General features: G+C 38.2%; 23 protein-coding genes. 15 read left to right on the top strand and 8 right to left on the bottom strand.

Annotated elements, in window-relative coordinates; genetic code table 11:
* Window positions 1-18: 18 nt before the first annotated feature.
* Window positions 19-1,221, top strand: a complete 1,203-nt coding sequence (locus tag AC1Z3K_RS09475) for an L-lactate MFS transporter (RefSeq protein ID WP_461732576.1) — start codon at window positions 19-21, stop codon at window positions 1,219-1,221.
* A 100-nt stretch (window positions 1,222-1,321) separates the two neighbouring features.
* On the opposite strand, the gene mnmG is transcribed toward AC1Z3K_RS09475, so the two are convergent.
* Window positions 1,322-3,220, bottom strand: a complete 1,899-nt coding sequence (gene mnmG, locus AC1Z3K_RS09480) for a tRNA uridine-5-carboxymethylaminomethyl(34) synthesis enzyme MnmG (protein WP_426083133.1) — start codon at window positions 3,218-3,220, stop codon at window positions 1,322-1,324.
* Window positions 3,221-3,239: 19 nt separating this feature from the next.
* Window positions 3,240-4,637 carry a tRNA uridine-5-carboxymethylaminomethyl(34) synthesis GTPase MnmE gene (gene mnmE, locus AC1Z3K_RS09485; protein ID WP_426083256.1) on the bottom strand — a complete coding sequence of 466 codons (1,398 nt, stop codon included), beginning with the start codon at window positions 4,635-4,637 and terminating at the stop codon, window positions 3,240-3,242.
* Between the two features lie 682 nt (window positions 4,638-5,319).
* On the opposite strand from mnmE, the gene AC1Z3K_RS09490 reads away from it, so the two are divergent.
* Both AC1Z3K_RS09490 and AC1Z3K_RS09495 read left to right on the top strand, forming a co-directional pair.
* Entirely contained in the window at window positions 5,320-5,655 is a 336-nt protein-coding gene (locus tag AC1Z3K_RS09490) for a heavy metal-binding domain-containing protein (protein WP_461732577.1), read from the top strand.
* 550 nt (window positions 5,656-6,205) lie between these two features.
* Window positions 6,206-7,183 carry a dipeptidase gene (locus AC1Z3K_RS09495; RefSeq protein ID WP_461732578.1) on the top strand — a complete coding sequence of 326 codons (978 nt, stop codon included), beginning with the start codon at window positions 6,206-6,208 and terminating at the stop codon, window positions 7,181-7,183.
* Between the two features lie 107 nt (window positions 7,184-7,290).
* Here the strand turns inward: AC1Z3K_RS09495 and AC1Z3K_RS09500 are convergent, their stop codons facing one another.
* The 5 genes from AC1Z3K_RS09500 to rpmH all read right to left on the bottom strand — a co-directional run bounded on the left by AC1Z3K_RS09500 (window position 7,291) and on the right by rpmH (window position 10,398).
* Window positions 7,291-7,512: a hypothetical protein gene (locus tag AC1Z3K_RS09500; protein WP_461732579.1), complete on the bottom strand. Its 222-nt coding sequence runs from the start codon at window positions 7,510-7,512 to the stop codon at window positions 7,291-7,293.
* Between the two features lie 270 nt (window positions 7,513-7,782).
* Window positions 7,783-8,547 carry an RNA-binding cell elongation regulator Jag/EloR gene (gene jag, locus AC1Z3K_RS09505; RefSeq protein ID WP_426083141.1) on the bottom strand — a complete coding sequence of 255 codons (765 nt, stop codon included), beginning with the start codon at window positions 8,545-8,547 and terminating at the stop codon, window positions 7,783-7,785.
* A 17-nt stretch (window positions 8,548-8,564) separates the two neighbouring features.
* Complete coding sequence (locus AC1Z3K_RS09510; protein ID WP_426083143.1) at window positions 8,565-9,395, bottom strand: YidC/Oxa1 family membrane protein insertase; 831 nt, start codon at window positions 9,393-9,395, stop codon at window positions 8,565-8,567.
* A gap of 4 nt (window positions 9,396-9,399) precedes the next feature.
* On the bottom strand, window positions 9,400-9,747 hold the full coding sequence (gene rnpA / locus AC1Z3K_RS09515) for a ribonuclease P protein component (protein WP_461732580.1): 348 nt from the start codon (window positions 9,745-9,747) through the stop codon (window positions 9,400-9,402).
* Between the two features lie 516 nt (window positions 9,748-10,263).
* The gene (gene rpmH / locus AC1Z3K_RS09520) at window positions 10,264-10,398 is read right to left on the bottom strand and encodes a 50S ribosomal protein L34 (RefSeq protein ID WP_002356012.1); all 135 of its coding nucleotides are present in this window, start codon (window positions 10,396-10,398) and stop codon (window positions 10,264-10,266) included.
* A gap of 506 nt (window positions 10,399-10,904) precedes the next feature.
* On the opposite strand from rpmH, the gene dnaA reads away from it, so the two are divergent.
* Both dnaA and dnaN read left to right on the top strand, forming a co-directional pair.
* Window positions 10,905-12,242: a chromosomal replication initiator protein DnaA gene (gene dnaA, locus AC1Z3K_RS09525; protein WP_426083148.1), complete on the top strand. Its 1,338-nt coding sequence runs from the start codon at window positions 10,905-10,907 to the stop codon at window positions 12,240-12,242.
* A gap of 197 nt (window positions 12,243-12,439) precedes the next feature.
* Complete coding sequence (gene dnaN / locus AC1Z3K_RS09530; protein ID WP_461732581.1) at window positions 12,440-13,570, top strand: DNA polymerase III subunit beta; 1,131 nt, start codon at window positions 12,440-12,442, stop codon at window positions 13,568-13,570.
* A gap of 51 nt (window positions 13,571-13,621) precedes the next feature.
* Here dnaN and AC1Z3K_RS09535 read toward each other — a convergent pair whose 3' ends face one another.
* Window positions 13,622-14,821 (bottom strand): MFS transporter, encoded by a 1,200-nt coding sequence (locus AC1Z3K_RS09535; RefSeq protein ID WP_461732626.1) that lies wholly within the window; start codon window positions 14,819-14,821, stop codon window positions 13,622-13,624.
* Between the two features lie 62 nt (window positions 14,822-14,883).
* Between AC1Z3K_RS09535 and AC1Z3K_RS09540 the strand changes: the two genes are divergently transcribed.
* The 10 genes from AC1Z3K_RS09540 to AC1Z3K_RS09585 all read left to right on the top strand — a co-directional run bounded on the left by AC1Z3K_RS09540 (window position 14,884) and on the right by AC1Z3K_RS09585 (window position 26,720).
* Complete coding sequence (locus AC1Z3K_RS09540; protein ID WP_461732582.1) at window positions 14,884-15,723, top strand: helix-turn-helix domain-containing protein; 840 nt, start codon at window positions 14,884-14,886, stop codon at window positions 15,721-15,723.
* Between the two features lie 279 nt (window positions 15,724-16,002).
* A complete protein-coding gene (gene yaaA / locus AC1Z3K_RS09545) occupies window positions 16,003-16,248 on the top strand; it encodes a S4 domain-containing protein YaaA (protein WP_426083153.1) in 246 nt (81 codons plus the stop codon).
* On the top strand, window positions 16,235-17,365 hold the full coding sequence (gene recF, locus AC1Z3K_RS09550; protein ID WP_461732583.1) for a DNA replication/repair protein RecF: 1,131 nt from the start codon (window positions 16,235-16,237) through the stop codon (window positions 17,363-17,365). The genes yaaA and recF overlap by 14 nt, the downstream gene beginning before the upstream one ends.
* Entirely contained in the window at window positions 17,358-19,307 is a 1,950-nt protein-coding gene (gyrB, locus tag AC1Z3K_RS09555) for a DNA topoisomerase (ATP-hydrolyzing) subunit B (protein ID WP_426083156.1), read from the top strand. Before recF ends, gyrB begins: the two co-directional genes overlap by 8 nt.
* 21 nt (window positions 19,308-19,328) lie before the next feature.
* Complete coding sequence (gene gyrA / locus AC1Z3K_RS09560; protein ID WP_426083157.1) at window positions 19,329-21,815, top strand: DNA gyrase subunit A; 2,487 nt, start codon at window positions 19,329-19,331, stop codon at window positions 21,813-21,815.
* 404 nt (window positions 21,816-22,219) lie between these two features.
* Window positions 22,220-22,522 carry a 30S ribosomal protein S6 gene (gene rpsF / locus AC1Z3K_RS09565; protein ID WP_426083159.1) on the top strand — a complete coding sequence of 101 codons (303 nt, stop codon included), beginning with the start codon at window positions 22,220-22,222 and terminating at the stop codon, window positions 22,520-22,522.
* A 44-nt stretch (window positions 22,523-22,566) separates the two neighbouring features.
* Window positions 22,567-23,121 (top strand): single-stranded DNA-binding protein, encoded by a 555-nt coding sequence (ssb, locus tag AC1Z3K_RS09570; protein ID WP_426083161.1) that lies wholly within the window; start codon window positions 22,567-22,569, stop codon window positions 23,119-23,121.
* Between the two features lie 26 nt (window positions 23,122-23,147).
* Complete coding sequence (gene rpsR / locus AC1Z3K_RS09575; RefSeq protein WP_087641644.1) at window positions 23,148-23,387, top strand: 30S ribosomal protein S18; 240 nt, start codon at window positions 23,148-23,150, stop codon at window positions 23,385-23,387.
* Between the two features lie 366 nt (window positions 23,388-23,753).
* The gene (locus AC1Z3K_RS09580; protein WP_461732584.1) at window positions 23,754-23,930 is read left to right on the top strand and encodes a hypothetical protein; all 177 of its coding nucleotides are present in this window, start codon (window positions 23,754-23,756) and stop codon (window positions 23,928-23,930) included.
* Window positions 23,931-24,737: 807 nt separating this feature from the next.
* The gene (locus tag AC1Z3K_RS09585) at window positions 24,738-26,720 is read left to right on the top strand and encodes a DHH family phosphoesterase (RefSeq protein WP_426083165.1); all 1,983 of its coding nucleotides are present in this window, start codon (window positions 24,738-24,740) and stop codon (window positions 26,718-26,720) included.
* Window positions 26,721-26,722: the final 2 nt, after the last annotated feature.

Raw genomic sequence — 26,722 nt, forward strand, 5'->3', positions numbered from 1 at the left:
ATGGTTGGAGGAAAAGAAATGGAGACAAAAAAGAATAGATGGGCCATTTTGGTCGCAGCTATTGTTATCAATATGTCCTTAGGGGCAGGTTATGCATGGTCTGTTTTTCAAGCAGCACTACTGGAAGTCAACACAGATTGGGCCTTAAGTCAGACGTCTTTGGCTTTTAGCATATCCTTCGCGATGGTACCAGTAGGCATGATTATTTGTGGTCCGATTATTGATAAGCATGGCGGGAAAAAGATTGTTCTGCTGTCCGGTCTGTTATTTGGTATCGGAATGTTTGCAACAGGATTCGTCAACAGTATCCCTATGCTGTATCTCACCTATGGCTTAATTTTAGGGTTAGGAATTGGTGCAGGCTATGGTACAGCAACCTCACTGACAGTTAAATGGTTTCCTGATAAGAAAGGCTTAGCCGGAGGTTTGACAGCTGCTGGATTTGGTTCAGGATCGATTATTCTGGCACCTATTGCTACGAGTATGATTAACTCTGTCGGCATCCACACAACCTTCAAAATTCTTGGCGGTGTTTTACTGGTTGTCATCTGTACTGCTTCATTCTGGATGTCTAAACCAGCTACATTAACTAATACAGCTGCCGTTCAGAACACCAACACTGATAAAAATTATAAAGAGATGTTAAAAGAATCAAATTTTTGGCTGCTTTGGGTTGTTTATACATTTGCAGCAACAAGCGGAATGATGATTATTGGACATGCAGCTAGTTTAGCTGAGTACTATTCATTGGGCACTGGAACAGTTATTGTTATGATTGTTGGATTATCCAATACCCTAGGACGGATTATCTGGGGAGCCGTTTCTGATAGGTTAGGAAGATATCTTACTGTATTGCTGATGTTTATCGTTTCTGCTGCCGGATTGCTTCTATTAAACTTTAATGAAATTCTTGGCGCAGCGGCGGGAATCATCGGATTAATATTCATCCCTTCTTCCTTCGGCGGCTTCTTAGGGTCCTTCCCAGGAATCACAGCTGAAAACTGGGGCGCATCGAAAGCTGCAGCTAATTACGGCTGGATGTTTACTGCTTACGGCATCGCCTCAATTATGGGTCCATCCATCGCCTCACGCATACGTGAAGCCAGCGGATCTTATTCAATGGCACTAATCATCGCTATGGTTATGGCGGTAATCGGCGCATTACTTATTCTATGGTTTATGGCCAAGAAAAAAGCGGCGGCTGCTAAAGAAGAAGCATAAACTACTTAATCTATATGAAAACAATCAAAGAGAGGCAATGCTTAGCAAAAATCTGAGCATTGCCTCTCTTTTTGAATAAACTTCTTTCATTACCAAAGGATTACGGCTGTACTTTCGCTATCTTCCCTTGTTCGATATAAACCATTAAAATACTTACATCTGCTGGATTTACGCCGCTGATTCGACTTGCCTGAGCAATTGTTTCCGGTTGAATCTTCTGCAGCTTCTGTCTAGCTTCTGTTGCCAATCCATTGATTGCTTCATAGTCAATATTCTCCGGAATGCGTTTTGCTTCCATACGCTTCAGCTTATCAACTTTTTCCATGGCTTTTTTGATATAGCCTTCATATTTAATCTGAATTTCTACCTGTTCAATCACCTTATCAGCTAAAATTTCTTCGCTTTCCGGAATAAATTGCAGAACCTCACGGTAAGACATTTCAGGACGCTTCAGAAAATCTCCGGCAAGAACACCGTCTTTCAACGGAACAGAGCCTTTTCTCTCAAGAAAAGCCTGCACTTCAGCCGTTGGCTTCACTCGGACTGTATTCAGTCGTTTAATCTCATTTTCAACTGCCTCTTTCTTTATCAGATAGCTTTGATACTGCTCCTCTTTTACCAATCCTATTTCATGTCCCTTTTCAGTCAGACGCAAATCTGCATTATCATGACGCAAAATTAAACGATACTCTGCCCGTGAAGTTAATAACCGATAAGGCTCATTCGTTCCTTTTGTCACCAAATCATCAATCATCACACCGATGTAGCCATCACTGCGCTTCATAACAAATGGCTCTTGTCCTTGAACCTTTAAAGCCGCATTAATTCCGGCAATTAGTCCTTGACCCGCTGCTTCTTCATAGCCGCTGGTTCCATTTGTCTGTCCAGCTGTATAAAGATTTTCAATCACCTTTGTTTCCAATGTCGGCCGCAGCTGATGAGGAACAACCACATCATACTCAATAGCATAGCCAGTCCGCATCATTTCAGCCTTTTCCAAACCGGCAATTGAATGTAATACATCCGTTTGAACATCCTCCGGCATAGACGTTGAAAGACCCTGAACGTAAACTTCTTCAGTATTTGCACCCTCTGGTTCTAAGAACAGCTGATGGCGGGGCTTATCAGAAAAACGAACAATTTTATCCTCAATTGATGGGCAATAACGCGCCCCGACACCCTCGACAATTCCGGTAAACATTGGGGCACGATGAAGATTATTTTGAATAATTTCATGCGTTTTTTCATTTGTGTAAGTCAACCAGCAGGATAACTGCTCTGTATTGTAGGAACTATCCGGCGTGCTAAAGCTGAAATGATTCGGCGCTTCATCTCCCGGCTGTTCTTCCGTTACACTGTAATTAATACTACTTGATTTCACGCGCGGAGGAGTACCCGTTTTAAAGCGGGCAATTTCCAGTCCTAACTCTTTCAAATGATTCGCCAAACCAATAGAAGGCAGTGAATTATTCGGTCCGGAAGAATACTTCAGTTCACCAATGATGATTTCTCCTCTAAGAGCTGTACCCGCAGTAATAATCACCGTTTTACTCAGATATCTGGCGCCTGTTGACGTGACTACACCCTTACAAACACCCTCTTCAACGATTAAGCTTTCCACTACACTTTGACGCAGCGTTAAATTTTCAGTCTGTTCAATCGTGTGCTTCATTTCTGTTGCATAGGCATGCTTATCCGCCTGTGCACGCAGCGCACGGACAGCTGGACCTTTGCCTGTGTTCAGCATCCGCATTTGAATATAGGTTTTATCTATATTGCGTCCCATTTCACCGCCCAAAGCATCAATCTCTCTCACGACCACACCCTTCGCCGGTCCTCCGACAGAAGGATTACATGGCATAAAAGCAACCATATCTAAATTTATTGTTAAAAGCATCGTTTTACTTCCCATACGGGCAGCAGCCAAAGCGGCTTCAGAGCCGGCATGTCCAGCTCCTACCACGATAACATCATACATTTCTGCATTAAATTGATTCATTCGTCATTATTCTTCCCTTCTATTTCCCCAAGCAAAACTGACTAAACAGCTGAGTGATTAATTCATCCTGCACGCTATCACCAACAATTTCTCCCAGATAGTCCCAACAGCGGGTCATATCTATTTGAACTAAATCCACAGGCATTCCTGATTGAATCCCCCGAATTACCTCATCCAAAGACAGGGCTGCCTGATCCAGCAAAGCTATGTGACGAGTGTTAGATACATAGGTTGCATCCTTTTCACCCGTCACGCCGCCAAAAAACAAATCAGCAATTTTTAGCTCCAGCTGTTCCATGCCTGTATTAGATAATACCGACACAGGTAAAATCTCTTCTTCGGCTACCAGCTCTTTCAGAGCTGCTCTATCCAGCTTTGTTTCAAGATCCATCTTATTCAACAGGATGATGCGCTTCAGCCCGTCAGTCGCCTCTAAAAGCTGTCTATCCTCTTCTGACAATGATTCATTCTGATTCAAAACCAGCAAAATTAAATCTGATTCTGCCAATGCCTTTCGACTGCGCTCTACGCCAATTCGCTCTACAATGTCTTCTGTTTCCCGAATCCCGGCTGTATCAATCAGTTTCAAGGGAACCCCTCTGACATTCACATATTCTTCTATAACATCTCGGGTTGTTCCTGCAATATCAGTAACAATCGCCTTTTCCTCTTTCAATAAATGATTCAGCAGACTTGATTTCCCGACATTAGGACGGCCAATGATGGCGGTACTCAATCCTTCTCTCAGTATTTTTCCTTGCTTGGCAGTAGTCAGCAAAGCTTCAATTTGTGTTTTTACAAACTCCGCTTTTTCCAACAAAAGCTTCGTCGTCAGCTCTTCTACATCATCATATTCAGGATAATCAATATTTACCTCGACCTGTGCTAATGTTTCTAGGATTTCCTGACGCAGCGAACGGATTAAAGCTGAAAGATTACCATCCAGCTGATGTAGTGCAACCTGCATCGCTTTATCTGTTTTTGCTCTGATTAAATCCATCACAGCTTCTGCCTGAGACAAATCCATACGGCCATTTAGAAAAGCACGTTTGGTGAATTCTCCAGGCTCAGCTAAACGGGCTCCTTCCCGCAACAACAGCTGCAGCAGCTGATTAACCACCACAATACCGCCATGACAATTGATTTCTACCACGTCTTCCCGGGTAAAGGTCTTTGGTGCTTTCATGACAGAAACCATTACCTCATCCAATAGTTCATCAGATTTCGGATCTACAATATGCCCGTAATGAATCGTATGGGACGGGACATCCTTCAATGTTTTATTGCCGGAGCGATACACGCGGTCAGCCACAGCTAACGCCTCATCTCCACTTAAACGGACAATACTGATCGCCCCTTCTCCCGGCGGCGTAGAAATCGCTGCAATTGTATCAAATTCCAAGGTAATTTGCTGCATCATCGTCTTCCTTTCTTTCTACCACACTTACTAATCTATGTATTTTAAACTACAAAAAAAGCGCCCACTCCACCCTTGTAAGTTCAAGGCTGGATTTAGCACTTTGACTGCTTTATTCCATTGCTTTTTACTGGAAATAGGATAGCATAATTTCAATGATTTAGCAACTTACTACAAATAGATTTCTGAACATAACTAAAATATCCAAACTCTTCTTTGAAATCCGAATAGAGGTTGAAACTGGAGCACAAGCCACTGTACTTAACTGCACCGTGTAGCCGCCGAAGTAACTTTTTCAGAAATAAACGAATACCCTTTGGAGATTATCTAACTTTGAATAATAAAAAAAACAACTTAAAGTAACTTACATTTTTATTTTTTCTCATCTCAAGAAATCCTTTCTTGATTGGTGAACTGGACTACAAGGGATAAACAAATATTTATCAGTACCTATTTGATTCTCAAGGTTTAAAACTTCTATCTCACTCTTTCTGTATTTTTTTCAACAGGCTTGTTAATACTTAATTATTTATGAAACCTGTGTTGTTTTATAAAATTATTTATCAGAAAGCAAGAATTTCTTTTAGGTTATTGGTGTAATAATTTTAAGTATCTATTTACTTTGCTTTTCTCCTCTTTAATCATTACAATAGAGATGTAGAAAGATTAGGAGGTCATCACTATGTCCCATAAAAACAGAGAAAACTTTGAACAAATGACTGAACGAATGAACAGCATTACCTTATCTACAGGAAACGTAAATAAAAAATATATCCTGCGTGATATCATCTTCGCGACAGACCGGGTAGAAGCAGATTTGTTTGCTCCGGATGCAGAACCAAATACTATTTTTAAAAATGTTTGCCAGAAGCTCAAGCAAATGGCTTTTGAATATGAAGCAGATGCTGTAATCAACTGCCACTTTGAAGAGAAATTCGTTGATCAGGGTGATCACAAGTATATAGAAATTTTTGCTTACGGTACTGTTGTTCAATTCACTCAAACAACTATTGGCTAAAATAAAAAAGCAGAAGAACTAACAAATCAGTTCCTCTGCTTTTTATTCTACCCGTAAAAAAACCTGATTCTGGGAAGAATCAGGCTGGGAGAAGCGTTGCCGCTTCAACTACTTTATCATCGCATTGTCTACGCTGATAAGAATGATTTCGTATTAAAATATACTTTTTTTATACCCTCTTGTCAATGCCTTTCAGTAAAAACCTTGATACATAAGCATTTCCAATTCAATTCTTTCATCCACAAAAACCATATAATTTTCTATTCTCATCGCAAAAAGCAAAACTATCAAGAATGCTGATATTACTGCTTTTTTACGATTATGTATGCCGTTCATGGAATTATAATAAAATATAGTTAGCGGGTCTCCTTTTATCAATCTCATTTAAAAGAAGCACCTATCTTTTCTTTGATAATACATAAGAGTAACCTCTTCCTTAACTTTCAATATGGCTTTTTAATCATTTTATTCATTTCAATTTTCTGCTATAGACGAGCTTTTCAATAAAGAGTATATTAGATAAAAAATGAAGCTAAGGAGCTGTTTGAGTATGAAAACTATTGATATGCATTGTGATACGATTATGAGAATTTATCAATCTCCATCTTCTGAGACAAATGATTGTTTAAAGAAAAGTTCTTTTCAAATAGATAGAGACAAATTGATTGCTGGCGATTACCTACTGCAGAACTTCGCTTTATTTATCGATAAAGAGGAAACTGCGGATCCGTACACCGTCTGCAAAGAAATGGCTGCCTGCTTTTATACCGAAATGGAGAAAAATCAAGATTGGATACGTCCAGTCACAACGTATCAGGAAATCATAGCAAATCAAAATGATAAAAAAATAAGTGCACTTCTTACAATGGAAGAGGGTGCACCTACACATGGGGAATTAGCAAAGCTTGATGAATTCTACCAGCTAGGCGTACGAATGATGACATTAACCTGGAATTATCCAAATGAAATTGGCTTTCCAAATGCTGCTTTCTTTGATCAAAAGACAAATACTTTGCTGTCTGATCAGCAGGGTTTGACGACTCAAGGCATTCCTTTTGTTCAGCGAATGGAAGCGCTGGGTATGATTATCGATGTTTCCCACGGATCAGATCAGTTGGTAGAGGACGTTTTAACCTATACACAGGCGCCTTTTGTAGCTAGCCATTCAAATGCTCGAGCTGTTTGTCCTCATTACCGCAACTTACCAGATAACTTAATTAAAAAAATAGCTGAACGCGGGGGAGTAATTGGCATTAATTATTTTGATCAATTCCTTATCCATGGAAATCACTCTCTTTTCGAAGCGTTTGTTGCTCACGTCAATCACCTACGAAACATTGGCGGTATTGAATGTATCGGATTAGGCTCAGATTTTGACGGTATTATCCCGTCACAAGAGCTGCCTGATGCTTCGGCAGTAAATAGGTTATATGATGTATTGAAGCGCACCGGATATACAGCTGCAGAACTGGATAAAATTTTTACAGAAAATGTACTTCGTCTATACAAAGATTGTCTCCGGTCATAAAAAAATCTTTTTCTGATAGCCAAGGCGAATGACTAACTTATTTTGTTTTCTCAAACTGATGGTTTATTGCATTTTAAACAAGCAGCTAAAAAGATTTTTTTCATAAATTACTTTAAGGTATTCATAATCGTTTGTTTAATATTCTTGATATAAGTGGAAATATCTATGTTATTGGACTGAATATATATGAAAAGAACTGTCCCCCAAAGAAGCAGATTAATTAGTATTAACGTTGAAATAATCCGTTTGTTTCTTGCAGAAATATAAGCTTTTCGCCATTTGGGTTCATTTCGGCGTTTTTTTAGAAATTCATATGTATGATAGGCCATAAGATCATTCCTCTCTCTCAAAACACATTTACTAATTCATAATTTTTTTGCTTTTCATTGCATCACTTCTATATTGATTATTTTATCATACACAACAACCATTTAGCATGCTTTCCATTCTTTTTATAAAATATTTTTATATAAATATATAAGTATCTTAAGCTTATGATGCAAGTTATTCTTTAGTTAATAGTAAATAATTGCCTAACGATTTTATTACTGTAATAAAAAAACAGACAGCCTGCACTTAAATTGCAAGCTGTCTATTTTTTAGTAATATTTCTTCGCTGGCTCTACAACCAGATAACGATAAGGCTCATCACCTTCAGAATGGGTTTTAATGTACTCATCTTTACTTAAAGCAAAGTGAATCTGTTTTCTTTCAAACGCAGGCATCGGCTCTAAAAATACCGGCTGACCTGTACGTTTGACCTTGTCGGCAGTTCGTTCTGCTAGACGCTTCAGAATTGCCTGACGCTTCTCCCGATAATCTCCTACATTAACTACAACAGAAAGTTTTCCTACAGCTGTCCGGTGAATAAAGACCTGCGCCAGATATTGCATAGCATTTAGTACCTTACCATGCTTCCCAATAAGAATACCTTGTTTATTCGTATCTAAATGGAAAATCACACTGTCAGATGTACGTTCTAAACGAACCAGTGCTGGTGCATTCAGTTCTTTAGATATATTGGTCAAATACAAAGCAAGCTCTGTGATTGCTTCCTCATCACCAAGATTTTCCAGCTCTTCCACAGCTTTTTCCGATGTAGCCGCTTGGACTGATTCTGTTTGTTCCTGTTTAACCGCCTCGTCAGCAACAACAATATCCTCGACTGTTTCTTCCACAGCTTCTGATATCTCCTCACTGATTGTCGGCTCAATCGAAACCTGTGCCTGTTTCTTACCTAAACCAAGAAACCCTTTCTTTGCTTCTGACAAAACAGTGATTTCAACAGCATCCTTTGTCAGCTGCAGAGCATTCAGCCCTTTACTTGTTGCTTCTTCTACAGTATTACCTTCATAAACCGGCATTTCAAAACCTCCCTTGTTTATCGCTTTTTATTTCTCTTTTTCTTAGGATTTTTTGCTTTTTCCAGTGCTTTTTCCAGTTGTTTCTGCTGATTAATTTTTGCTTCCCGTTCAGCTTTGATCTTAAACGGATTGTTGATTAGTAATGTTTGGACTACTGAGAAGGCATTTGAAATCACCCAGTATAATGATAAACCACTGGCCAGATTCAGACCCATCATGAAGATCATTACCGGCATCACATAGTTCATTATTTTTAAGGAAGCATTTGATTCAATTTGACTCATACTTGTCAAATAGCTACTTGCAAAAGTAAACGCTGCTGCCAAAATCGGCAGAATAAGATATGGGTCAGGCGAAGCCAGATTTAGCCATAAAAAGCTGCCTTCACGTAATTCAGGAACACGTGAAATGGATTGATAAAGTGCCATCATAATCGGCATTTGAACGAGTAAAGGTAAACAGCCGGCGTATGGATTTACACCATTTTCAGCGTATAGACGCTGCTGCTCCTCTCGGAATATCCGTTGAGTTTCCTGATCTTTAGAAGCATATTTTTCTTGAAGAGCTTTCAGCTGAGGCTGCAGCTCCTGTGTTTTCCGCGTACTTTTTGTCTGAAAGTGCATCAGCGGCAGTAAAATGACACGGATAACCAGAGTGAACAGAATAATACCAATCCCTGTATTTCCCGAAACAGATAGGAACTTAATAGCTTCGGCAAAATAATAAACGATATATCGTTCCCAAATTCCCGTACTGCTTTCACTAATTGGTGCTGTACCACAGGCTGACAAAACAAAAACCAATGAGACTAAACCAGCCATTAATAATAGGCGCTTATACTTTTTCACAAATCTATTCCTCACTTACTTTCAAAATTTTTGCAAGATTTAATACATGTGTCAAGTTCTTCAAAACCTCTTCAGATGTCAGCTCCTGAACACCCGGCCGGGCTATGACGATAAAATCACATGTTTCATCAATCTGATCTTTTAATGTATACAGTGCTGTCCGTATCTTTCGCTTTACAGCATTTCGAGTCACGGCATTTCCAATTTTCTTTCCTACTGAAATACCTACACGAAAATGTTGCTGCTCTTTTTTCAGCACATATATAACAAATCTACGATTTGCACAGGACTGTTTATTCAAAAATACCTGCTGAAATTCTTTTTCTTTTTTTACTCTGTAGGACTTCTTCATCTGCATCCCTTGTTTCTATATTGGTTTTACTGTCTATATAAATCCTGAAAGTCTCCAGGCCCGTATCTTCAGTGGGCTTTATATAATGATAGCATACTCTTAAAAAATTTTTCACAGTTTCTTATTTATTGAAGAATAAAGAATTCTTATGACTTCAACTCTATATATTATCATTGTTGCACTTTTTTTTCATCAGTTATTTTTTTCTGTATGATTCTATTACAGCCTCTTTGACAGAAAATCTCCTTTTACCTAAACAGAAACATTCAGCTGTCAGCATTTCCTCCTCATACAGCAGCATTACAACTAGATACTTTCCTTTAGACTAACTGATTTAAAATACACATTTTTCATACGGATAAACTTGGAAAACATTCCATCAGTTCGTTTCTTTAATAAAATTTATACCGCTAAAACTTTTAAAAAGAACCCTTTATTATTTATACATCAACTGTGTTGTATAGATAATAAAGGGTTCTTATTTATAAGCGTTATAAAAGTTGATTTGTACTGCGTTTACGCTGAAATTACTTTTCTACCTTTACGACGTCTGCTTGCTAACACACGGCGACCGTTTTTAGTACTCATGCGTTTACGAAATCCATGAACTTTTTGACGTTTACGTTTATTTGGTTGATATGTTCTTTTCATTAATTCCACCTCCTGAACTACCATCTATCCAATTAAGATATAGACATACTTTGATAGTATAACGAATTGCCCCTTGATTTGTCAATAAAACTCCGGGAAATAATTCTGTTTTTTTCTATAAAGTTATCCACATTTTTTTATTGCTAGTGGATATTTTGTGGATATCCTTTTTATTGATTTCTTTTCTCTTTGATTTTTCCACTTGTTTTACACAAAAAAACAGCCTGTGAAAAAGATATACACACCCCATTTATTTTTTGTGGATAATATAAAAAAAGCCAATTATATCAAGACCTTTTATCCTTACCGACTTGTGGATAACTATGAACAATCCCACTTATCCCCGATTCCTATTCTTCTTGTGGATAAGTTTTTCCCTATTTGTTGATTTATTTTCCACAATATTGATTTGCCTGTGGAAAAACTCTTCAAAAAATGCTAAAATCTAATTTGCGAATCAATAATGAGATAAGACTTTTCATATTCATTTACAAGGAGGTCTCACAATGCCAGATGTGGAAAGTTTCTGGAAAAATTTAGAAACAGCTTATCAGTCCGTTTTGTCTGCGCCTAGCTTTGATGCCTGGATTAAAACAACCAACCCGTTAAAGCTGGAGAACAGTCAACTGTGGCTGGAGGTCCCTTCTGCCGTCCACAGAGATTACTGGGAGAAAAATTTAGCAGCAAAAATTGTCGAAATCGGCTTTCAGATGACTGGAAGCGAAATTATTCCTCATTTTGTTGTTAGTGGAGAGCATGCTGCCGCTGCAGAACCCGAACGAGAGCAGCCGGAGCCTCGGGAGATTCTTGATCATTCCAAGAAAACCATGTTAAATCCCAAGTATTCTTTTGATACCTTTGTTATCGGTAAAGGAAATCAGATGGCCCATGCAGCTGCACTGGTCGTCGCAGAAGATCCTGGTTCTATCTATAACCCGTTATTCTTTTATGGAGGCGTTGGTCTAGGTAAAACCCATTTAATGCATGCTATTGGGCATCAAATGCTGCAAAGCCGGCCTAATGCAAAAATTAAATACGTCAGCAGTGAAACATTCACCAATGAGTTCATCACATCTATTCAAACGAAAAAGTCTGAAGAATTTCGAAACGAATATCGAAATGTTGATTTACTTCTAGTAGATGATATTCAGTTTCTTGCTGAAAAAGAAGCAACACTGGAAGAATTTTTCCATACCTTCAATGATCTTTATAATGAAAATAAGCAAATTGTGCTGACCAGCGACCGTCCGCCCAATGATATTCCAAAATTACCTGAACGACTTGTTTCCCGCTTTGCATGGGGACTTTCTGTAGACATCACTCCTCCTGATTTGGAAACGAGAATTGCTATTCTACGCAAAAAGGCGGATGCAGAACGACTTGAAATTCCTGATGATACATTAAGCTATATTGCTGGACAGATTGATTCTAATATCCGGGAATTAGAAGGCGCACTAGTGCGTGTTCAAGCTTATGCAACTATCAACGGTCAAGATATTACAACAAGCTTAGCTGCAGACGCTTTAAAATCGCTAAAAGCTGTCGGCAGTAAGAACGATCTTTCTATCTTGCAAATTCAAGAAGAGGTAGCGAAATATTATCATATCCACCTGAAAGATTTAAAAGGTAAGAAGAGAGTAAAAACAATTGTTGTTCCTAGACAGATTTCTATGTATCTCTCAAGAGAACTGACAGACAGCTCGTTACCAAAAATTGGTGCAGAATTTGGCGGCAAGGATCATACAACAGTCATTCATGCCCATGAAAAGATTCAGCAGCTGATGGAAAATGATCCGACGATTCAAAAAGAAGTCAGCGAAATTAAAAATCTGCTGAATTCTTAATGTGGATAAGTTTTCAAGTTTCTAAAAAGTTATCCACAAATTATCCACAGGGTAAAGTTCTTGTACTTCCTGCACTTTCCTACTTTTCCACAAGATTAACAGGCCCTACTACTTTTATTATCTTTTAATATATAATATAAAAGTAAAGGAAGCCTGCCAAGTTATCAAATTTTAAATTCAAAGGAGTGTCTACACGAATGAAGCTAACGATTAAACGCAGTATGTTTTTACAAGAACTGCAAACTGTTCAACGAGCGATTTCATCTAAAACGACTATTCCCATCTTAACAGGTGTTAAAATCGTATTAACAGAGGAAGGCTTATCATTAACAGGCAGCAATGCGGATATTTCCATAGAAAGTTTTTTAAGTGTGGAAGATGAAAAAGCACAAATGACCATTGAAAAAACCGGTAGTATTGTTTTACAAGCCCGCTTCTTTGGAGAAATTATTAGAAAACTTCCTGAAGAAACAGTTACATTAGAAGTTTTAGAAAATAATCAGGTCGCAATCACCTCTGGAAAAGCTGATTTTACCGTAAATGGTTTGGATGCAGATAATTATCCACACCTTCCTGTTATCGATGCCAAAAATCAAATTCAGCTGCCGGTTCATCTTTTGACTAAAATTATCAATGAAACCAGCTTTGCTGTTTCGCTACACGAAAGCCGCCCAATTCTGACAGGTGTACATTTTGTCTTGGAAAACCAACAGCTGCTTGCCGTTGCAACGGATTCACATCGCTTAAGTCAACGGGTAATTCCAATTGAACAGGCAGCTGAAAATTTCAATATCGTTATTCCAGGAAAAAGCCTTTTAGAGCTTTCCCGTTCATTTACAAATGAAGAGGAAATGGTTGAAATCAGTATCATGGAAAACCAAGTATTGTTTAAAACCAAAACAATGTATTTCTATTCCAGACTACTTGAAGGGAACTACCCGGATACAAACCGTCTGATCCCTACCAGCTTTAACACAGAAGTAGATATTGATGTACCTGAATTTTTGGCAGCAATTGAGCGGGCATCTCTACTATCTCATGAAGGACGTAACAATATTGTGCGCCTATCTGTTTCTTCAGAAGCAGTTACACTTTACGGAAACTCTCCAGAAGTAGGGAAAGTGGAAGAAGAATTAAATTATGAAAAGGTTTCAGGAGACCCTTTGGAGATTTCCTTCAACCCTGATTATATGAAAGCTGCTCTTAGAGCATTTGGCGATACATCAATAACTGTAAAATTCATTTCTCCGATTCGTCCGTTTACGCTAGAACCCACGGAAGCAGATATGAACTTTATTCAACTAATTACACCTGTCCGGACAAATTAACAAACGGCAGAACGAAATCTTCATAACAAAAACTGCGGAATAGCATATACGCTATTCCGCAGTTTTTTCGTAGAGCCATAAGAACAGTTGACCACAGACTGTGAATAAACTAAAAAGTAGAAAAACCAGCTGAAAGTTATCCACAGAAAAAAGCGTCAGTAGAGAGCCGCCAATAATTGGTCCCAAAGTATTGCCAATCCGTACAAGCTCAGCCAAACCAAAATAGAATCCTTTATTATAATCTGTTGAAAAGGCATCAATCTGATAATCAAAATTACTGCCTAATAAAATTTCACCGGAGCTATAGCAAATAATCATTAAGAAAAAGGAAAGTTCTTGAGCAGCATAAGGAATTAGCAGCAGACTGAAGCTAAATAACAGGTTGCTAATTTTTAAAAGCTTCATCGGTGATTGTTTTCTTAATAAATAGAGCATGGGAAATTGGAGCAGCATGATTAACAGAGAAGAAAGAGACAGCATCAAGCTGTATTTCTGCTGTCCTAATGCAATCATTGGCTCAGAAATGAAGAATAATGAAACAGTAGACTGAAATTGCGCATAGGCAAAATAGGAAAAAGCGATTCCTGCTAAAAAGATCAAAAAGCTTCGAAACTGTTTCCTATCTTGAGGTAAAGCGAAAATCTTTTTAGTGATTTGCTGCGTTTCTTTCTGAGAATAGGAAGAAAAGATCCAGACATTCAAGCAGCTGAAAATGACATATGCTCCCCCTAGCATGCTGTAAGCTGTAGGAACAGAGATAGAACCTGCCGTCTGAATCAACGGGCCTAGAAAAGCACCTACAGCTAAAAGCCAGTATCTAGTGGTAAAGACTTTTTTCCTATTTTTTAAAGAAGAATTGAAAGATAGAATTTTCTTGACTGTCGATTCATGAATAACATAGCAAATTCCGCTAAATCCGTTTAAAAGAAAAAATAGCGGCACTGTTGATACAGTGGTTAATCCAATAAAAGTCATCCCCCAGACAAAGGACACTAGGCATACTACCTGATTTAGCTTGAATTTATCCGATAGATGCCCGCCTATCGGACCAAAAAGCATACTGCACAAAGGATTGACTCCGACAATAAGACTTAATTCCCAGGTAGAGAAATGGAAGGTTTCTGATAAATAAATCATAAGAAACGGAACACTCATAAACATAGCAATCCTGCTGATAAATGTTTCACCAAGAAGAATAGTATTTTGTTTGTTCTTACTAATAATGACAATATTTGCCCCCTTTTTTTCTATGTTATCATGGTAATCATAGACAAAAAATTTGAGGTGAGAATACTCACTATCGAGGTGGGAAAGTGGAACATTACGGAAAAACTATCAGAAAATTGAGACTGGCGCGGAATGTGAGTCAGCAAACGCTTTGCCAAGCAATTATGAGCCGCTCCAATCTTTCACGATTTGAAAATGAAGAATACATCCCGGGATTTGATAAAGTGATTCAGCTATTAAAGAGACTTAATGTTGAAGTTGATGAATTTATCTACATAAACAATAATTATCAGGTAGATTCGTATGAGCACTTATACAGACAGTTAATTTATGCAGAAAATAGAAGAAATAAACAGGAGCTGCTGCAGGTCTCACAGAATATTTGTGGAGAAAAAGAGAATGGTACAAATTTTTTCGAGCTGTATCTCCTATCTCAGTTAGCTCTTCTGGAACATCATCTACCTGCATATGAGACATTGACAAGCATTACTACAGTGATGAAGCCTGTTTTGTTTCAGACAGAAGACTGGCTATTTGCTGATTTTCGGCGGCTAAATAATTTTTTGCGTATTTTTGAGATAGAAGAAGCTGTCTTTCTCTACCAACGAGCGACAAAAGCATTCAAAAAATATGAGTATTTTACAAAAGAAAATAATGTAGTTATCCATCTAGGCTTAAATCTGGGACAGCTGCTACTGGAAGATGGGGATGCCAGACAGGCGGTTTTCTATTTTGAAGAGGCCAAAGCATACGCTGAGAATAGTAATAAACTATTTCAAAAGCTGACGATTGAGGCTTCTTTGGAGAAAGTTTTAAAAAGCAGCAATAACTCTCACTCATTGGGAAGTTTTGCAGAGCTGTTGACTGTTCTCGAAAAGATGGGTTACACCGATACAGCCGTTGCTTTAAAAAATTATGTAGAATAACAGTATTTAACAGAAGTTTGTAGAGAAAATTTTGTTTTCTATAACTGCTTCTGTTTTTTATTTTTCAAAGATTTTGGAAAAGAATGAAAAGCTTTCAAGAAGAATTTTTCTTGAATTTCATTATAAAATGCATTTTAAGAGATTTTTTTTCGAAATAATAGATTATGTCATTTTTAATTAAAATTGCTTAGAGCGAAAATTAGACGGATAAATTTGTTTTCTGCATGAAAAAAAGGTATAATATTAAAGTAAAAGTGAATTTTAAAAGAGGGATGTATTTTGAAAAAAACACTTATTTTAGAAACTGATTACATGACACTTGGTCAATTTTTAAAAGAGATCAATGTCATCAGCAGTGGTGGTCAGGCAAAATGGTATCTAGCAGAAACCAGTGTTTTTGTGGATGGCGAGCTGGAAAATCGTAGAGGGCGAAAATTATATCCCGGCATGATGATTGAAATACCTGAAGAAGGTACTTTTTTTATGGCGGAAAAAGAAAACGAGTCAGCTGATGAGACTGAATAACATCACTTTGAAGCATTATCGGAATTATGAAGAAGCTGCTCTGACTTTTCCTAAAGCATTGACGATTTTTTTAGGTGAAAATGCTCAGGGGAAAACCAATATGCTGGAAAGTATCTATGTACTGGCAATGACGCGTAGTCATCGGACCAGCAACGAAAAAGAACTTGTCGGCTTTGGACACGATACTGCAAAAATTGAAGGTGTTATCGAGAAGAATTCCGGAACTGTGCCAATGGAGATTATCATTTCCAGTAAAGGAAGAAAAACTAAAGTTAATCATATTGAGCAAAAACGGCTGAGCTCTTACATTGGTCAGCTGAATGTTATCTTGTTCGCACCCGAAGATTTATCGCTGGTAAAAGGCTCGCCTCAGCTTCGAAGGAAGTTTGTTGATATGGAGCTGGGACAGGTCAACCCAATTTATTTGTACGACCTTGTTCAGTATCAGTCTGTATTAAAACAGCGTAATCAATATTTGAAGCAACTGGCTGATAAAAGTCAGACGGATACAGTTTATCTGGATATATTAACAGAGCAGCTGGCCGAGTTTGGCGGAAAGGTGCTTTTTGCTCGTCTTGAATTTATTACAAAACTGGAAAAATGGGCAAACGAACTCCACAAGAAAATCAGCCATGGCCGGGAAGAATTATCCATAGAGTATGCTTCAAGCATAGTACTGCCTGAAGAAAAACAAAGCGTGGAAGAGCTGCAGCAGCTTTTTCTCCAGCAGCTAATGAAGAACCGTAAAAGAGAGCTGTTTAAAGCATCAACCTTTTTAGGACCACATAGAGATGATCTGATATTTAATGTTAATCAGCAGAACGTTCAAACCTATGGATCGCAAGGGCAGCAGAGAACAACAGCACTTAGTGTTAAGCTGGCCGAGATTGATTTAATGTATGCTGAAACAGGAGAATATCCGGTTCTTCTTTTAGATGATGTTATGAGTGAGCTGGATGATGAACGTCAGCTGCATTTACTGGAAACAATAGAAGGAAAAGTGCAAACCTTTATAACAACGACAACCTTGAATCATTTAACCAATAAAATTACTGTTGAACCAGATATATTCCATGTTCAACAGGGAGAGATAGTGAGGGAATCATTGAATGACTGAAGAAGAAAAAAGTATGAAGGAACGTGCAAAGGAGTATGACGCCAGTCAGATCCAGGTACTTGAAGGTCTGGAGGCTGTTAGAAAACGTCCCGGGATGTATATTGGATCAACAAGTTCAGAAGGACTGCATCACTTAGTATGGGAAATCGTAGATAATTCTATCGATGAGGCGTTGGCCGGCTTCGCAACAAGTATTCAGGTAATTATTGAACCTGACAACAGCATTACTGTTATTGATGATGGGCGGGGAATCCCCGTTGGGATACAAGAAAAGACCGGTCGTCCAGCAGTAGAAACAGTCTTTACCATTCTCCATGCTGGAGGAAAATTCGGCGGCGGCGGTTATAAAGTATCCGGCGGTCTGCACGGAGTAGGCTCATCTGTAGTAAATGCTCTATCTGTGACATTAGATGTAAAAGTGTACAAAGATGGAAAAGTCTATTTTCAGGAATACAGCCGTGGTGCAGTTGTTGCTGATTTGAAAGTTATTGATGAGACAGATCGTCATGGAACGACTGTCCATTTCATTCCAGATCCGGAAATTTTTACAGAAACAGTTGAATTTAACTTTGAAAAACTGGCGACACGTGTTCGTGAGCTGGCTTTCCTTAACCGCGGGTTAAAAATCTCGATTGAAGATAAGAGGGAAGAAAAACCAGTTTTAAAGGAATATCATTACGAAGGCGGAATCAAGAGTTATGTAGAACATCTAAATGCCAATAAAGAGGTATTGTTCCCAGATCCAATCTTCATAGAAGGCGAGCAGCAGGGAATCACGATTGAAGTGTCTATGCAGTATACAGACGGTTATCATTCCAACATCCTAAGCTTCGCTAATAACATTCATACGTACGAAGGCGGTACCCATGAATCTGGGTTTAAAACATCTCTGACTCGTGTGATTAACGATTATGCCCGTAAGCAGAAGCTGATGAAGGATAACGATGAGAATCTGACTGGTGAGGACGTTCGTGAAGGACTGACTGCCGTTGTTTCAATCAAACATCCGGAACCTCAGTTTGAAGGACAAACGAAAACTAAGCTGGGCAACTCTGAAGTTCGGACAGTTACCGACCGCCTGTTTTCTGAGTATTTCAACAAATTCCTTATGGAGAATCCAACCGTAGGAAGACAGATCATTGAAAAAGGGATGCTGGCTTCTAAAGCCCGCCTGGCAGCAAAACGCGCCCGTGAAGTAACCCGCCGTAAAGGCGCATTGGAAATCAGTAATTTGCCTGGGAAACTGGCTGACTGCTCCAGTAAAGATCCGGAAAAATGCGAACTATTTATCGTCGAAGGAGATTCAGCCGGCGGTTCAGCTAAGCAAGGACGAAGTCGTGAATTTCAGGCGATTTTACCGATTCGTGGGAAAATTCTAAATGTTGAAAAGGCAAGTATGGACAAAATTTTGGCAAATGAAGAAATTCGTTCATTGTTTACCGCAATGGGGACTGGTTTTGGTGAAGACTTTGATGTTTCAAAAGCACGTTACCACAAGCTGGTAATCATGACCGATGCCGATGTCGATGGTGCACATATCAGAACATTGCTGCTAACCTTGTTTTATCGGTTCATGCGTCCAATTGTTGAAGCCGGCTATGTTTATATTGCTCAGCCTCCTTTATATGGTGTGAAGCAAGGAAAGAAAATTACCTATATCCAGCCTGGAAAAACCGCTGAAGATGATTTGGCAGAAGTAATGGCAACATTACCAGCCTCTCCGAAGCCCACTATACAACGTTACAAAGGTTTAGGTGAAATGGACGATCATCAGCTTTGGGAGACGACAATGGACCCTGAGAGACGTTTGATGGCACGTGTGAGTGTCGATGATGCTATCGAAGCTGATCAAATCTTTGAAATGCTGATGGGCGACAGAGTAGAGCCTAGACGAGCGTTTATTGAAGACAATGCCCATTATGTGAAAAATCTGGATATTTAAAAATAAGAAGGAGTAAAATTCATGAATGAAGACTTGAAAGAAAATATTCGCGACGTCAATCTGACCAGTGAAATGAAAGAATCCTTCATTGATTATGCAATGAGTGTTATTGTGGCTCGGGCTCTGCCTGATGTACGTGACGGGTTAAAGCCAGTACACCGCCGCATCCTCTATGGGATGAATGAACTAGGTGTGACCCCTGATAAGCCGCATAAAAAGTCGGCCCGTATCGTTGGGGATGTTATGGGTAAATATCACCCTCATGGTGATAGTGCAATTTATGAATCAATGGTGCGTATGGCACAGCCTTTTAGCTATCGGTCAATGTTGGTCGATGGTCACGGAAACTTTGGTTCCGTTGATGGCGACGGTGCTGCTGCGATGCGTTATACCGAAGCAAGAATGAGTAAAATTGCCTTGGAAATGCTGCGCGATATTAATAAGAATACTGTTGATTACCACAGTAACTATGATGACTCTGAGCAGGAACCAGATGTATTGCCGGCACGTTTTCCTAATCTGCTGGTTAATGGTACTACCGGGATTGCGGTTGGGATGGCTACAAATATTCCACCGCATAACCTGCGGGAAGTCGTTTCTGCTGTTCAGATGCTGATGGATAATCCAGAAGCAACTACGAATGAATTGATGGAGGTTCTGCCAGGACCAGATTTCCCTACAGGGGGATTGGTTATGGGGAAATCTGGTATTCGTCGTGCATATGAAACAGGGAAAGGTTCAATTACAGTTCGAGCAAAAGTCGAACTGATTGATATGCCAAACGGCAAGGAAAGAATCCTTGTTACAGAATTGCCGTATATGGTCAATAAAGCGAAGCTGATTGAACGTATTTCTGAGCTACACAGAGATAAACGAATTGAAGGAATCACAGATTTGCGTGATGAATCTTCCCGTGAAGGAATGCGGATTGTTATCGATGTGCGTCGGGATGTTAGTGCCTCAGTTGTATTGAATAACCTCTACAAGATGACTGCGCTGCAAAGCTCCTTTGGTTTTAATATGCTGGCTATTGAAAAAGGCGTACCAAAGATACTTAGCCTTAAGCGTATTCTTGAAAATTATATTGAGCATCAGCAGGAAGTTATTCGCAGAAGAACTGAATTTGAAAAAAGTAAAGCAGAAGCACGTGCACATATCTTAGAAGGGCTGCGAATTGCGCTGGATCATATCGATGAAATCATCGCAATCATTCGCGGATCAAGCTCTGATGATGAAGCAAAAGCTGCAATGATTGAGCGCTTTAAGTTTTCTGACCGTCAGGCACAAGCGATTTTAGATATGCGTCTGCGTCGCTTAACAGGCTTAGAACGGGAAAAAATTGAGAATGAATATCAGGAATTATTAAAACTGATTGCTGATCTAGAAGATATTCTGGCTAAGCCAGAAAGAATTGATACAATTATTAAAGAAGAAATGACAGAAATCAGTGATAAATTTGGCGATGCCCGCCGTACAGAACTATTAGTTGGCGAAGTGCTGAGTCTGGAAGATGAAGACCTGATTGAAGAAGCTGAAGTAGTAATCACGCTGACAAATAACGGCTATATCAAACGTGTTGCGAATAGCGAGTTTAGAGCACAGCGTAGAGGCGGACGCGGCGTACAGGGAATGGGTGTTCATGATGATGATTTCGTGAAAAATTTAGTTTCCTGCTCAACACATGATACCTTGCTGTTCTTTACTAATACAGGTAAAGTGTATCGGGCGAAAGGATACGAAATTCCAGAATACGGCCGGACTGCGAAAGGTATCCCTGTAATCAATCTGCTGGGAATCGATTCCAGTGAAAGCATTCAAGCGATTATCTCAGTTACTGGTCAAGCTGAAGAAGGTCATTACTTGTTCTTTACTACCCGTAAAGGAACCGTGAAACGGACAAGTGTTACAGCCTTTTCCAATATCCGAAGCAATGGTTTAATTGCTATTGGATTAAAAGATGAAGATGAACTGGTAAATGTCTCTATGACAGATGGAGAACAGAATATGATCATCGGTACACATAAAGGCTACTCAGTTACTTTCCTTGAAACGACTGTTCGTGATATGGGAAGAAGTGCTTCTGGTGTACGGGGAATTCGTTTGAGAGAAGACGATTATGTGGTCGGCTCGGCTGTTTTAGGTGCTGAAGATGAAGTGTTAGTCATTACAGAAAATGGTTATGGTAAACGTACAAAAGCTTCTGAATATCCTGTTAAAGGACGCGGCGGTAAAGGGATTAAAACAGCTAATATTACTGCGAAAAACGGTCCTTTAGCTGGTCTGCAGACTGTTAAAGGCGATGAAGACATCTTATTGATTACTGATAAAGGTGTAATCATTCGTTTCAATGTTGCTACTGTATCTCAAACAGGTCGTGCTACTTTAGGTGTTCGTCTTATGAGAATGGAAAACGAAGCGAAAGTTGTTACGATGGCAGTTGTTGAACCTGAAATTGATGATGTTGAAATAGCAGAAGCAACTGAGGGTGAAAATATAACAGAAGAATAAGTGAAAAATTTATAACAAAGGTATATGGAAAAATTAGGAAGCAAAGCTCCTAAAATTGTCCACTTTGTTTAAAGGAGCTGTGACGGAAAAAATGTCGCAGCTCTTTTTTCTATTTATGAAAATAAATCGATGATCATCAGAAATAAGAGGAAAGGTATTTTTGCTTTATTTATCGAGCCAGAACACTTTGACTATAACATCTAAAATCAGAGTAAAAAATAGAAAACAAGTCAAAGGGAGCAGCTAAAAAAACCTTACTTTTATTTGAATGAAACTTATGAAAACTCTTGATTTCATGGGATTTTCCATGTATAATGGAAAATTGTGAGTAGTCTATTTATTTAGATCGCTCTCCTTACTCTTAGCAAACTAAGAGTCTAAAGTCCACAGGGAGGTGAAAATCAATGAGTCAAGATACGAATTATGAAATCATGTACATTATTCGTCCGAACATTGATGAAGAAGCAAAAACTGCTTTAGTAGAACGTTTCGACACAATCTTAAAAGATAATGGAGCTGAAGTTATCGAATCTAAAGATTGGGAAAAACGCCGCTTAGCATATGAAATGAACGGATTCCGTGAAGGCATCTATCATATCGTTAAAGTATCTTCTCCATCAGATGCAGGCGCAATCAATGAATTTGATCGTCTTGCTAAAATCAATGATGATATCATTCGTCACATGATTATTAGAGAAGAAGCATAAAATGTTTCACGTGAAACATTTATTAGACGAAAGGAGATGCTCAAATGATTAACAACGTTGTATTAGTTGGAAGATTAACAAAGGATCCTGATTTGCGCTATACTTCAAGTGGTTCTGCTGTTGCTACATTTACATTAGCAGTCAATCGTAATTTTACGAATCAGAACGGAACACGTGAAGCAGATTTCATTAATTGTGTGATTTGGCGTAAACCAGCTGAAACTATGGCTAATTATGCTCGTAAAGGTACTTTGTTAGGAGTAGTTGGACGGATTCAAACAAGATCCTACGATAACCAGCAAGGTCAAAGAGTTTATGTAACCGAAGTTGTTTGTGATAACTTCCAGTTATTAGAGTCTCGTTCAGCATCTGAACAAAGACAAACGCAGGATAACTCTTCTTTCAATTCTGGAGGAGGATTTACTCAACCGCAGAATAATAACAACAACTTTACAGGACAAAGCAACAACTTTAATCAGCCATCATCTCAGTCTAGTAACGGTAGTAGTAGTAATACGCCTGATTTTAATAGAGATGCAGATCCTTTTGGAGGTTCTGGTTCAACTATTGACATTTCAGATGATGATTTACCATTCTAAGAATTTTTTGACAGGAGGGAAACAGAATGGCACAACAAAGAAGAGGCGGACGTAAACGTCGTAAAGTAGACTATATTGCTGCAAATCACATTGAATATATTGATTATAAAGATGTTGAATTGCTGAAAAAATTTATTTCTGAACGTGGAAAAATTTTGCCACGTCGTGTAACTGGTACTGGTGCTAAAAACCAGCGTAAACTAACAATTGCTATCAAACGTGCTCGTATCATGGGCTTACTTCCATTCGTAGGCGAAGAGCAATAAAAATAGTTATTACTATAGAAAAAAACGGTTGAAAGGAAAAATCCTTTCAACCGTTTTTTAGCGAAACTAAGATTATAGATAAGACGATGTTCCACCCAATCATCAATCAAGAGAAGTGTATGACAATATTTCTCTTTACTATTTTAGGTAAAATTATATTCTTTCATATGTTGTATTTAATAAGGGTAACTTAAAGTCTTTTACAATAAAAAAGAAGTAAGTATGGTTATAACTATGAGTTATAGTCTTTCAATGAAATAGTAGTATATACTAACACTTTAACCACGATGAGTAGTTGCTGAGGTAAATCCTTCAGAAATAGACTAAAATTCATCAAAATTAAAGAGCAGTAAGAAGGAATCAAGAATGAGACAGAAGTGTTTCATGTTAAGTCCGAGAAATAAGAAGAAATTCACAGAAATGACAGAAAACACGAATGTGAGCCAGTCGATGTTGACTGATTCTTATCTGGTGTTCCACAATTTTTGTGAATTTCGGCTTATTTCTGAAGGACCTGCTCCTGCGGTTACTCGTCGCATTTAAGTGCTTTGTGAGTGCTCCTGCGGTTACTCGTCGCATTTAAGTGCTTTGTGAGTGCTCCTGCGGTTACTCGTCGCAGTTCAATGCTGGTATGTGTGCTTCTGCTCCTACGTTTATGTGGATTCCACATGAGTAATATTCTTCTTATTGCTGGTAAACAAGTGAATAAAGTATGAGCTGATCTGATATGTACCTACATGTACTTAAAGCTACACATTTTTGCCCCCACCGTATATAGGATAGTATTAGATTTCTTATTATTGGGAGAGTCTCATTTCTTCATATCTAACTTTAAAAGTTTTTTAGCTTGAAAAAGCAGTAATAGAACTTCTATACGCCTAATAAATAGTTTGTCATATTGACCAGTAGGAGGATGTTATTAGATTAAATATGTTTTGCTGAATATATAAATGAAAGAGATAAAATTATCTCAAAGTAACAAATCAATGAAGTTAGATAAGGCTTCCTTCAAATACTGTCTCGTTTATAAATGTATAATTACTAGTCTTTACTTTTTCATGACAGTCTAAAGATAAAAACTAGTTCTACTTACATTATAGGCTAAATAATAGTTTAAGCTTGGCATAGTCTTTAAATGAAGTTGAATAGATAACAAAACTCAGATAAGAAAGGAAACAAGTTTAAATAATTTAGATAATAGGAACCATAAGACAGCAAGTTTATAAAATGGAGCAAACAATGATGTTTCACGTGAAACATTTTGCTTGAGTATCATTCGCATGGATGAAGCAGAGTGTGGTAAAATAGAAAGGGAGTTTTATTGTAGTTAAAATTTGGGGAGGCTGTATGATGAAACAGACGAGATCAAAAAGAGTCTTTTTCTTCTTTGTTTTTCTCTGTATTTTAGAAATAGCAATTGTCTTTTTTCTTAATAATAAGCTTTTAATCAGTGCAATCTTAGCAATAATCAATATTTATTTGATTAATCGAATATTGAATCTCGTTCGGAGATTGGAATTATCGAATATTGAAAAAATAAGAAAAGCTACGATTAATGCTGAGGATTCTATTGATTTTGCAATTAGCGAAGTACCTGTAGGAATCATTACATATGATGAAACAACAAAACAGCCGCTATGGTTAAATCCATACGCAGAAGAAATATTTTATTCAGGTGAGGAACAAAAACTTCTGTTGACTACGGAAGATGTTGTATCGTATATTTCATTATTTGAAAAAGGAAAAGACATATTTAAAGTAGGAGAGGATATTTTTCGTTTTAAAGTAAACCTGGATCAGACAACGATTACGTTTGAAAACATTACCCAGGAAAATATTTTGTATCAGGAAAAGAAAGCTATGCAGACTGCTATCGGTATTGTATCAATTGATAACTATGATGATGTAACCGATAATATGGATGTGAAACAGGTATCTTATCTGAATAGTTTTTTAACGACTAGAATCTCTGATTGGTTAGAAGAATATCAAGTATTTTACAAGCGTTTAGATTCAGACCGCTATATATTTGTTGGACAATTAGAAGATATTGAACAGATGATGAATAGCAAATTTCAAATACTGGATACTGTTAGGAAAGATACAAATGAGCAAGGTATTGGTATTACATTGAGCATGGGGATTGCATATGGTGGAAATAATCTGGAGGTAACAGGAAGTATCGCTCAAACAAATCTTGATATGGCATTGGTAAGAGGTGGCGATCAAGTAGTTGTAAAAGAAGCAAACAGCAGTAGTAAACCAGTCTTCTTCGGTGGAAGGTCAGCTTCTGTATCGAAAAGAACACGTGTTCGTTCCAGGGCGATGAGTACTGCGATTCAGGGGTTAATCAAAGAGTCGCCGGATGTCTATATTATGGGTCATCATTTACCGGACATGGATGCGATTGGTTCAGCTTTTGGCGTCGCTAAGCTGGCAAGTTTTTATGAAAAAGAAGCGTGGGTGATTTTAGATCCGGAAGAAAACATACCAGATGTCTATCGTGTATTAGAGGAGCTTAAAAAACATCCCGAATTAAATCAACAAATCATTTCACCAAAAGAAGCAATCAAAAAAATGCAGAACAATAGTTTGCTGATTATGGTAGACTATCATAAACCGTCACTTTCTATATCCAAAGAATTATATGATCGGTTTAGTAAGGTTGTAATCATTGACCATCATCGACGGGGCGATGAATTCCCTGATAAATCTCTACTATCCTATATTGAATCCTCTGCATCTTCTGCTTCAGAATTAGTGACAGAGCTCCTGGAATATCAAAGCAATACAGTAAATAGCAAATTGGATAAATTTGATGCTACACTTTTATTAGCAGGAATTGTTGTTGATACGAAAAGCTTTAGTGTTCGTACTGCACCGCGGACTTTTGATGTAGCGAGCTATTTAAGAACTTGTGGAGCGGATTCATCTTTAGTACAATATTTAATAAGCTCAGACTTAACCAGTTATTTGGAAATGAGTCAGCTCATCTCCAAGAGTGAATATGTGACCGAAGATACGGTTATCGCTGTTGGACAAGAAGAGAAGGAATACGATAGTGTTGCAGCTGCTAAAACAGCAGATACGTTGTTATCGATGTCTGGTATCAATGCCGCCTTTGTTATTACAAAACGAAAAGATAAAAAAATTGGTATCAGTGCCAGAAGTAATGGATCAATTAATGTTCAGATTATTATGGAGGCTTTAGGAGGCGGCGGTCACTTTACTAATGCTGCTACACAAATTGCAGACAGCAGTATTATAGAAGTTAAGGAACTACTGTTGAACGTAATTAAAGATAACGTAGATGAAATGTATGATAAGGAGTGAAA

The organism is Enterococcus sp. LJL128, from assembly GCF_056924295.1.

Coding starts and splice junctions, on each gene's coding strand:
- AC1Z3K_RS09475 (WP_461732576.1), top strand. CDS start 19: ATGGAGACAAAAAAGAATAGATGGGCCATTTTGGTCGCAGCTATTGTT.
- mnmG (WP_426083133.1), bottom strand. CDS start 3,220: ATGAATCAATTTAATGCAGAAATGTATGATGTTATCGTGGTAGGAGCT.
- mnmE (WP_426083256.1), bottom strand. CDS start 4,637: ATGCAGCAAATTACCTTGGAATTTGATACAATTGCAGCGATTTCTACG.
- AC1Z3K_RS09490 (WP_461732577.1), top strand. CDS start 5,320: ATGTCCCATAAAAACAGAGAAAACTTTGAACAAATGACTGAACGAATG.
- AC1Z3K_RS09495 (WP_461732578.1), top strand. CDS start 6,206: ATGAAAACTATTGATATGCATTGTGATACGATTATGAGAATTTATCAA.
- AC1Z3K_RS09500 (WP_461732579.1), bottom strand. CDS start 7,512: ATGGCCTATCATACATATGAATTTCTAAAAAAACGCCGAAATGAACCC.
- jag (WP_426083141.1), bottom strand. CDS start 8,547: ATGCCGGTTTATGAAGGTAATACTGTAGAAGAAGCAACAAGTAAAGGG.
- rnpA (WP_461732580.1), bottom strand. CDS start 9,747: ATGAAGAAGTCCTACAGAGTAAAAAAAGAAAAAGAATTTCAGCAGGTA.
- rpmH (WP_002356012.1), bottom strand. CDS start 10,398: ATGAAAAGAACATATCAACCAAATAAACGTAAACGTCAAAAAGTTCAT.
- dnaA (WP_426083148.1), top strand. CDS start 10,905: ATGCCAGATGTGGAAAGTTTCTGGAAAAATTTAGAAACAGCTTATCAG.
- dnaN (WP_461732581.1), top strand. CDS start 12,440: ATGAAGCTAACGATTAAACGCAGTATGTTTTTACAAGAACTGCAAACT.
- recF (WP_461732583.1), top strand. CDS start 16,235: ATGAGACTGAATAACATCACTTTGAAGCATTATCGGAATTATGAAGAA.
- gyrB (WP_426083156.1), top strand. CDS start 17,358: ATGACTGAAGAAGAAAAAAGTATGAAGGAACGTGCAAAGGAGTATGAC.
- gyrA (WP_426083157.1), top strand. CDS start 19,329: ATGAATGAAGACTTGAAAGAAAATATTCGCGACGTCAATCTGACCAGT.
- rpsF (WP_426083159.1), top strand. CDS start 22,220: ATGAGTCAAGATACGAATTATGAAATCATGTACATTATTCGTCCGAAC.
- ssb (WP_426083161.1), top strand. CDS start 22,567: ATGATTAACAACGTTGTATTAGTTGGAAGATTAACAAAGGATCCTGAT.
- rpsR (WP_087641644.1), top strand. CDS start 23,148: ATGGCACAACAAAGAAGAGGCGGACGTAAACGTCGTAAAGTAGACTAT.
- AC1Z3K_RS09580 (WP_461732584.1), top strand. CDS start 23,754: ATGAGACAGAAGTGTTTCATGTTAAGTCCGAGAAATAAGAAGAAATTC.
- AC1Z3K_RS09585 (WP_426083165.1), top strand. CDS start 24,738: ATGAAACAGACGAGATCAAAAAGAGTCTTTTTCTTCTTTGTTTTTCTC.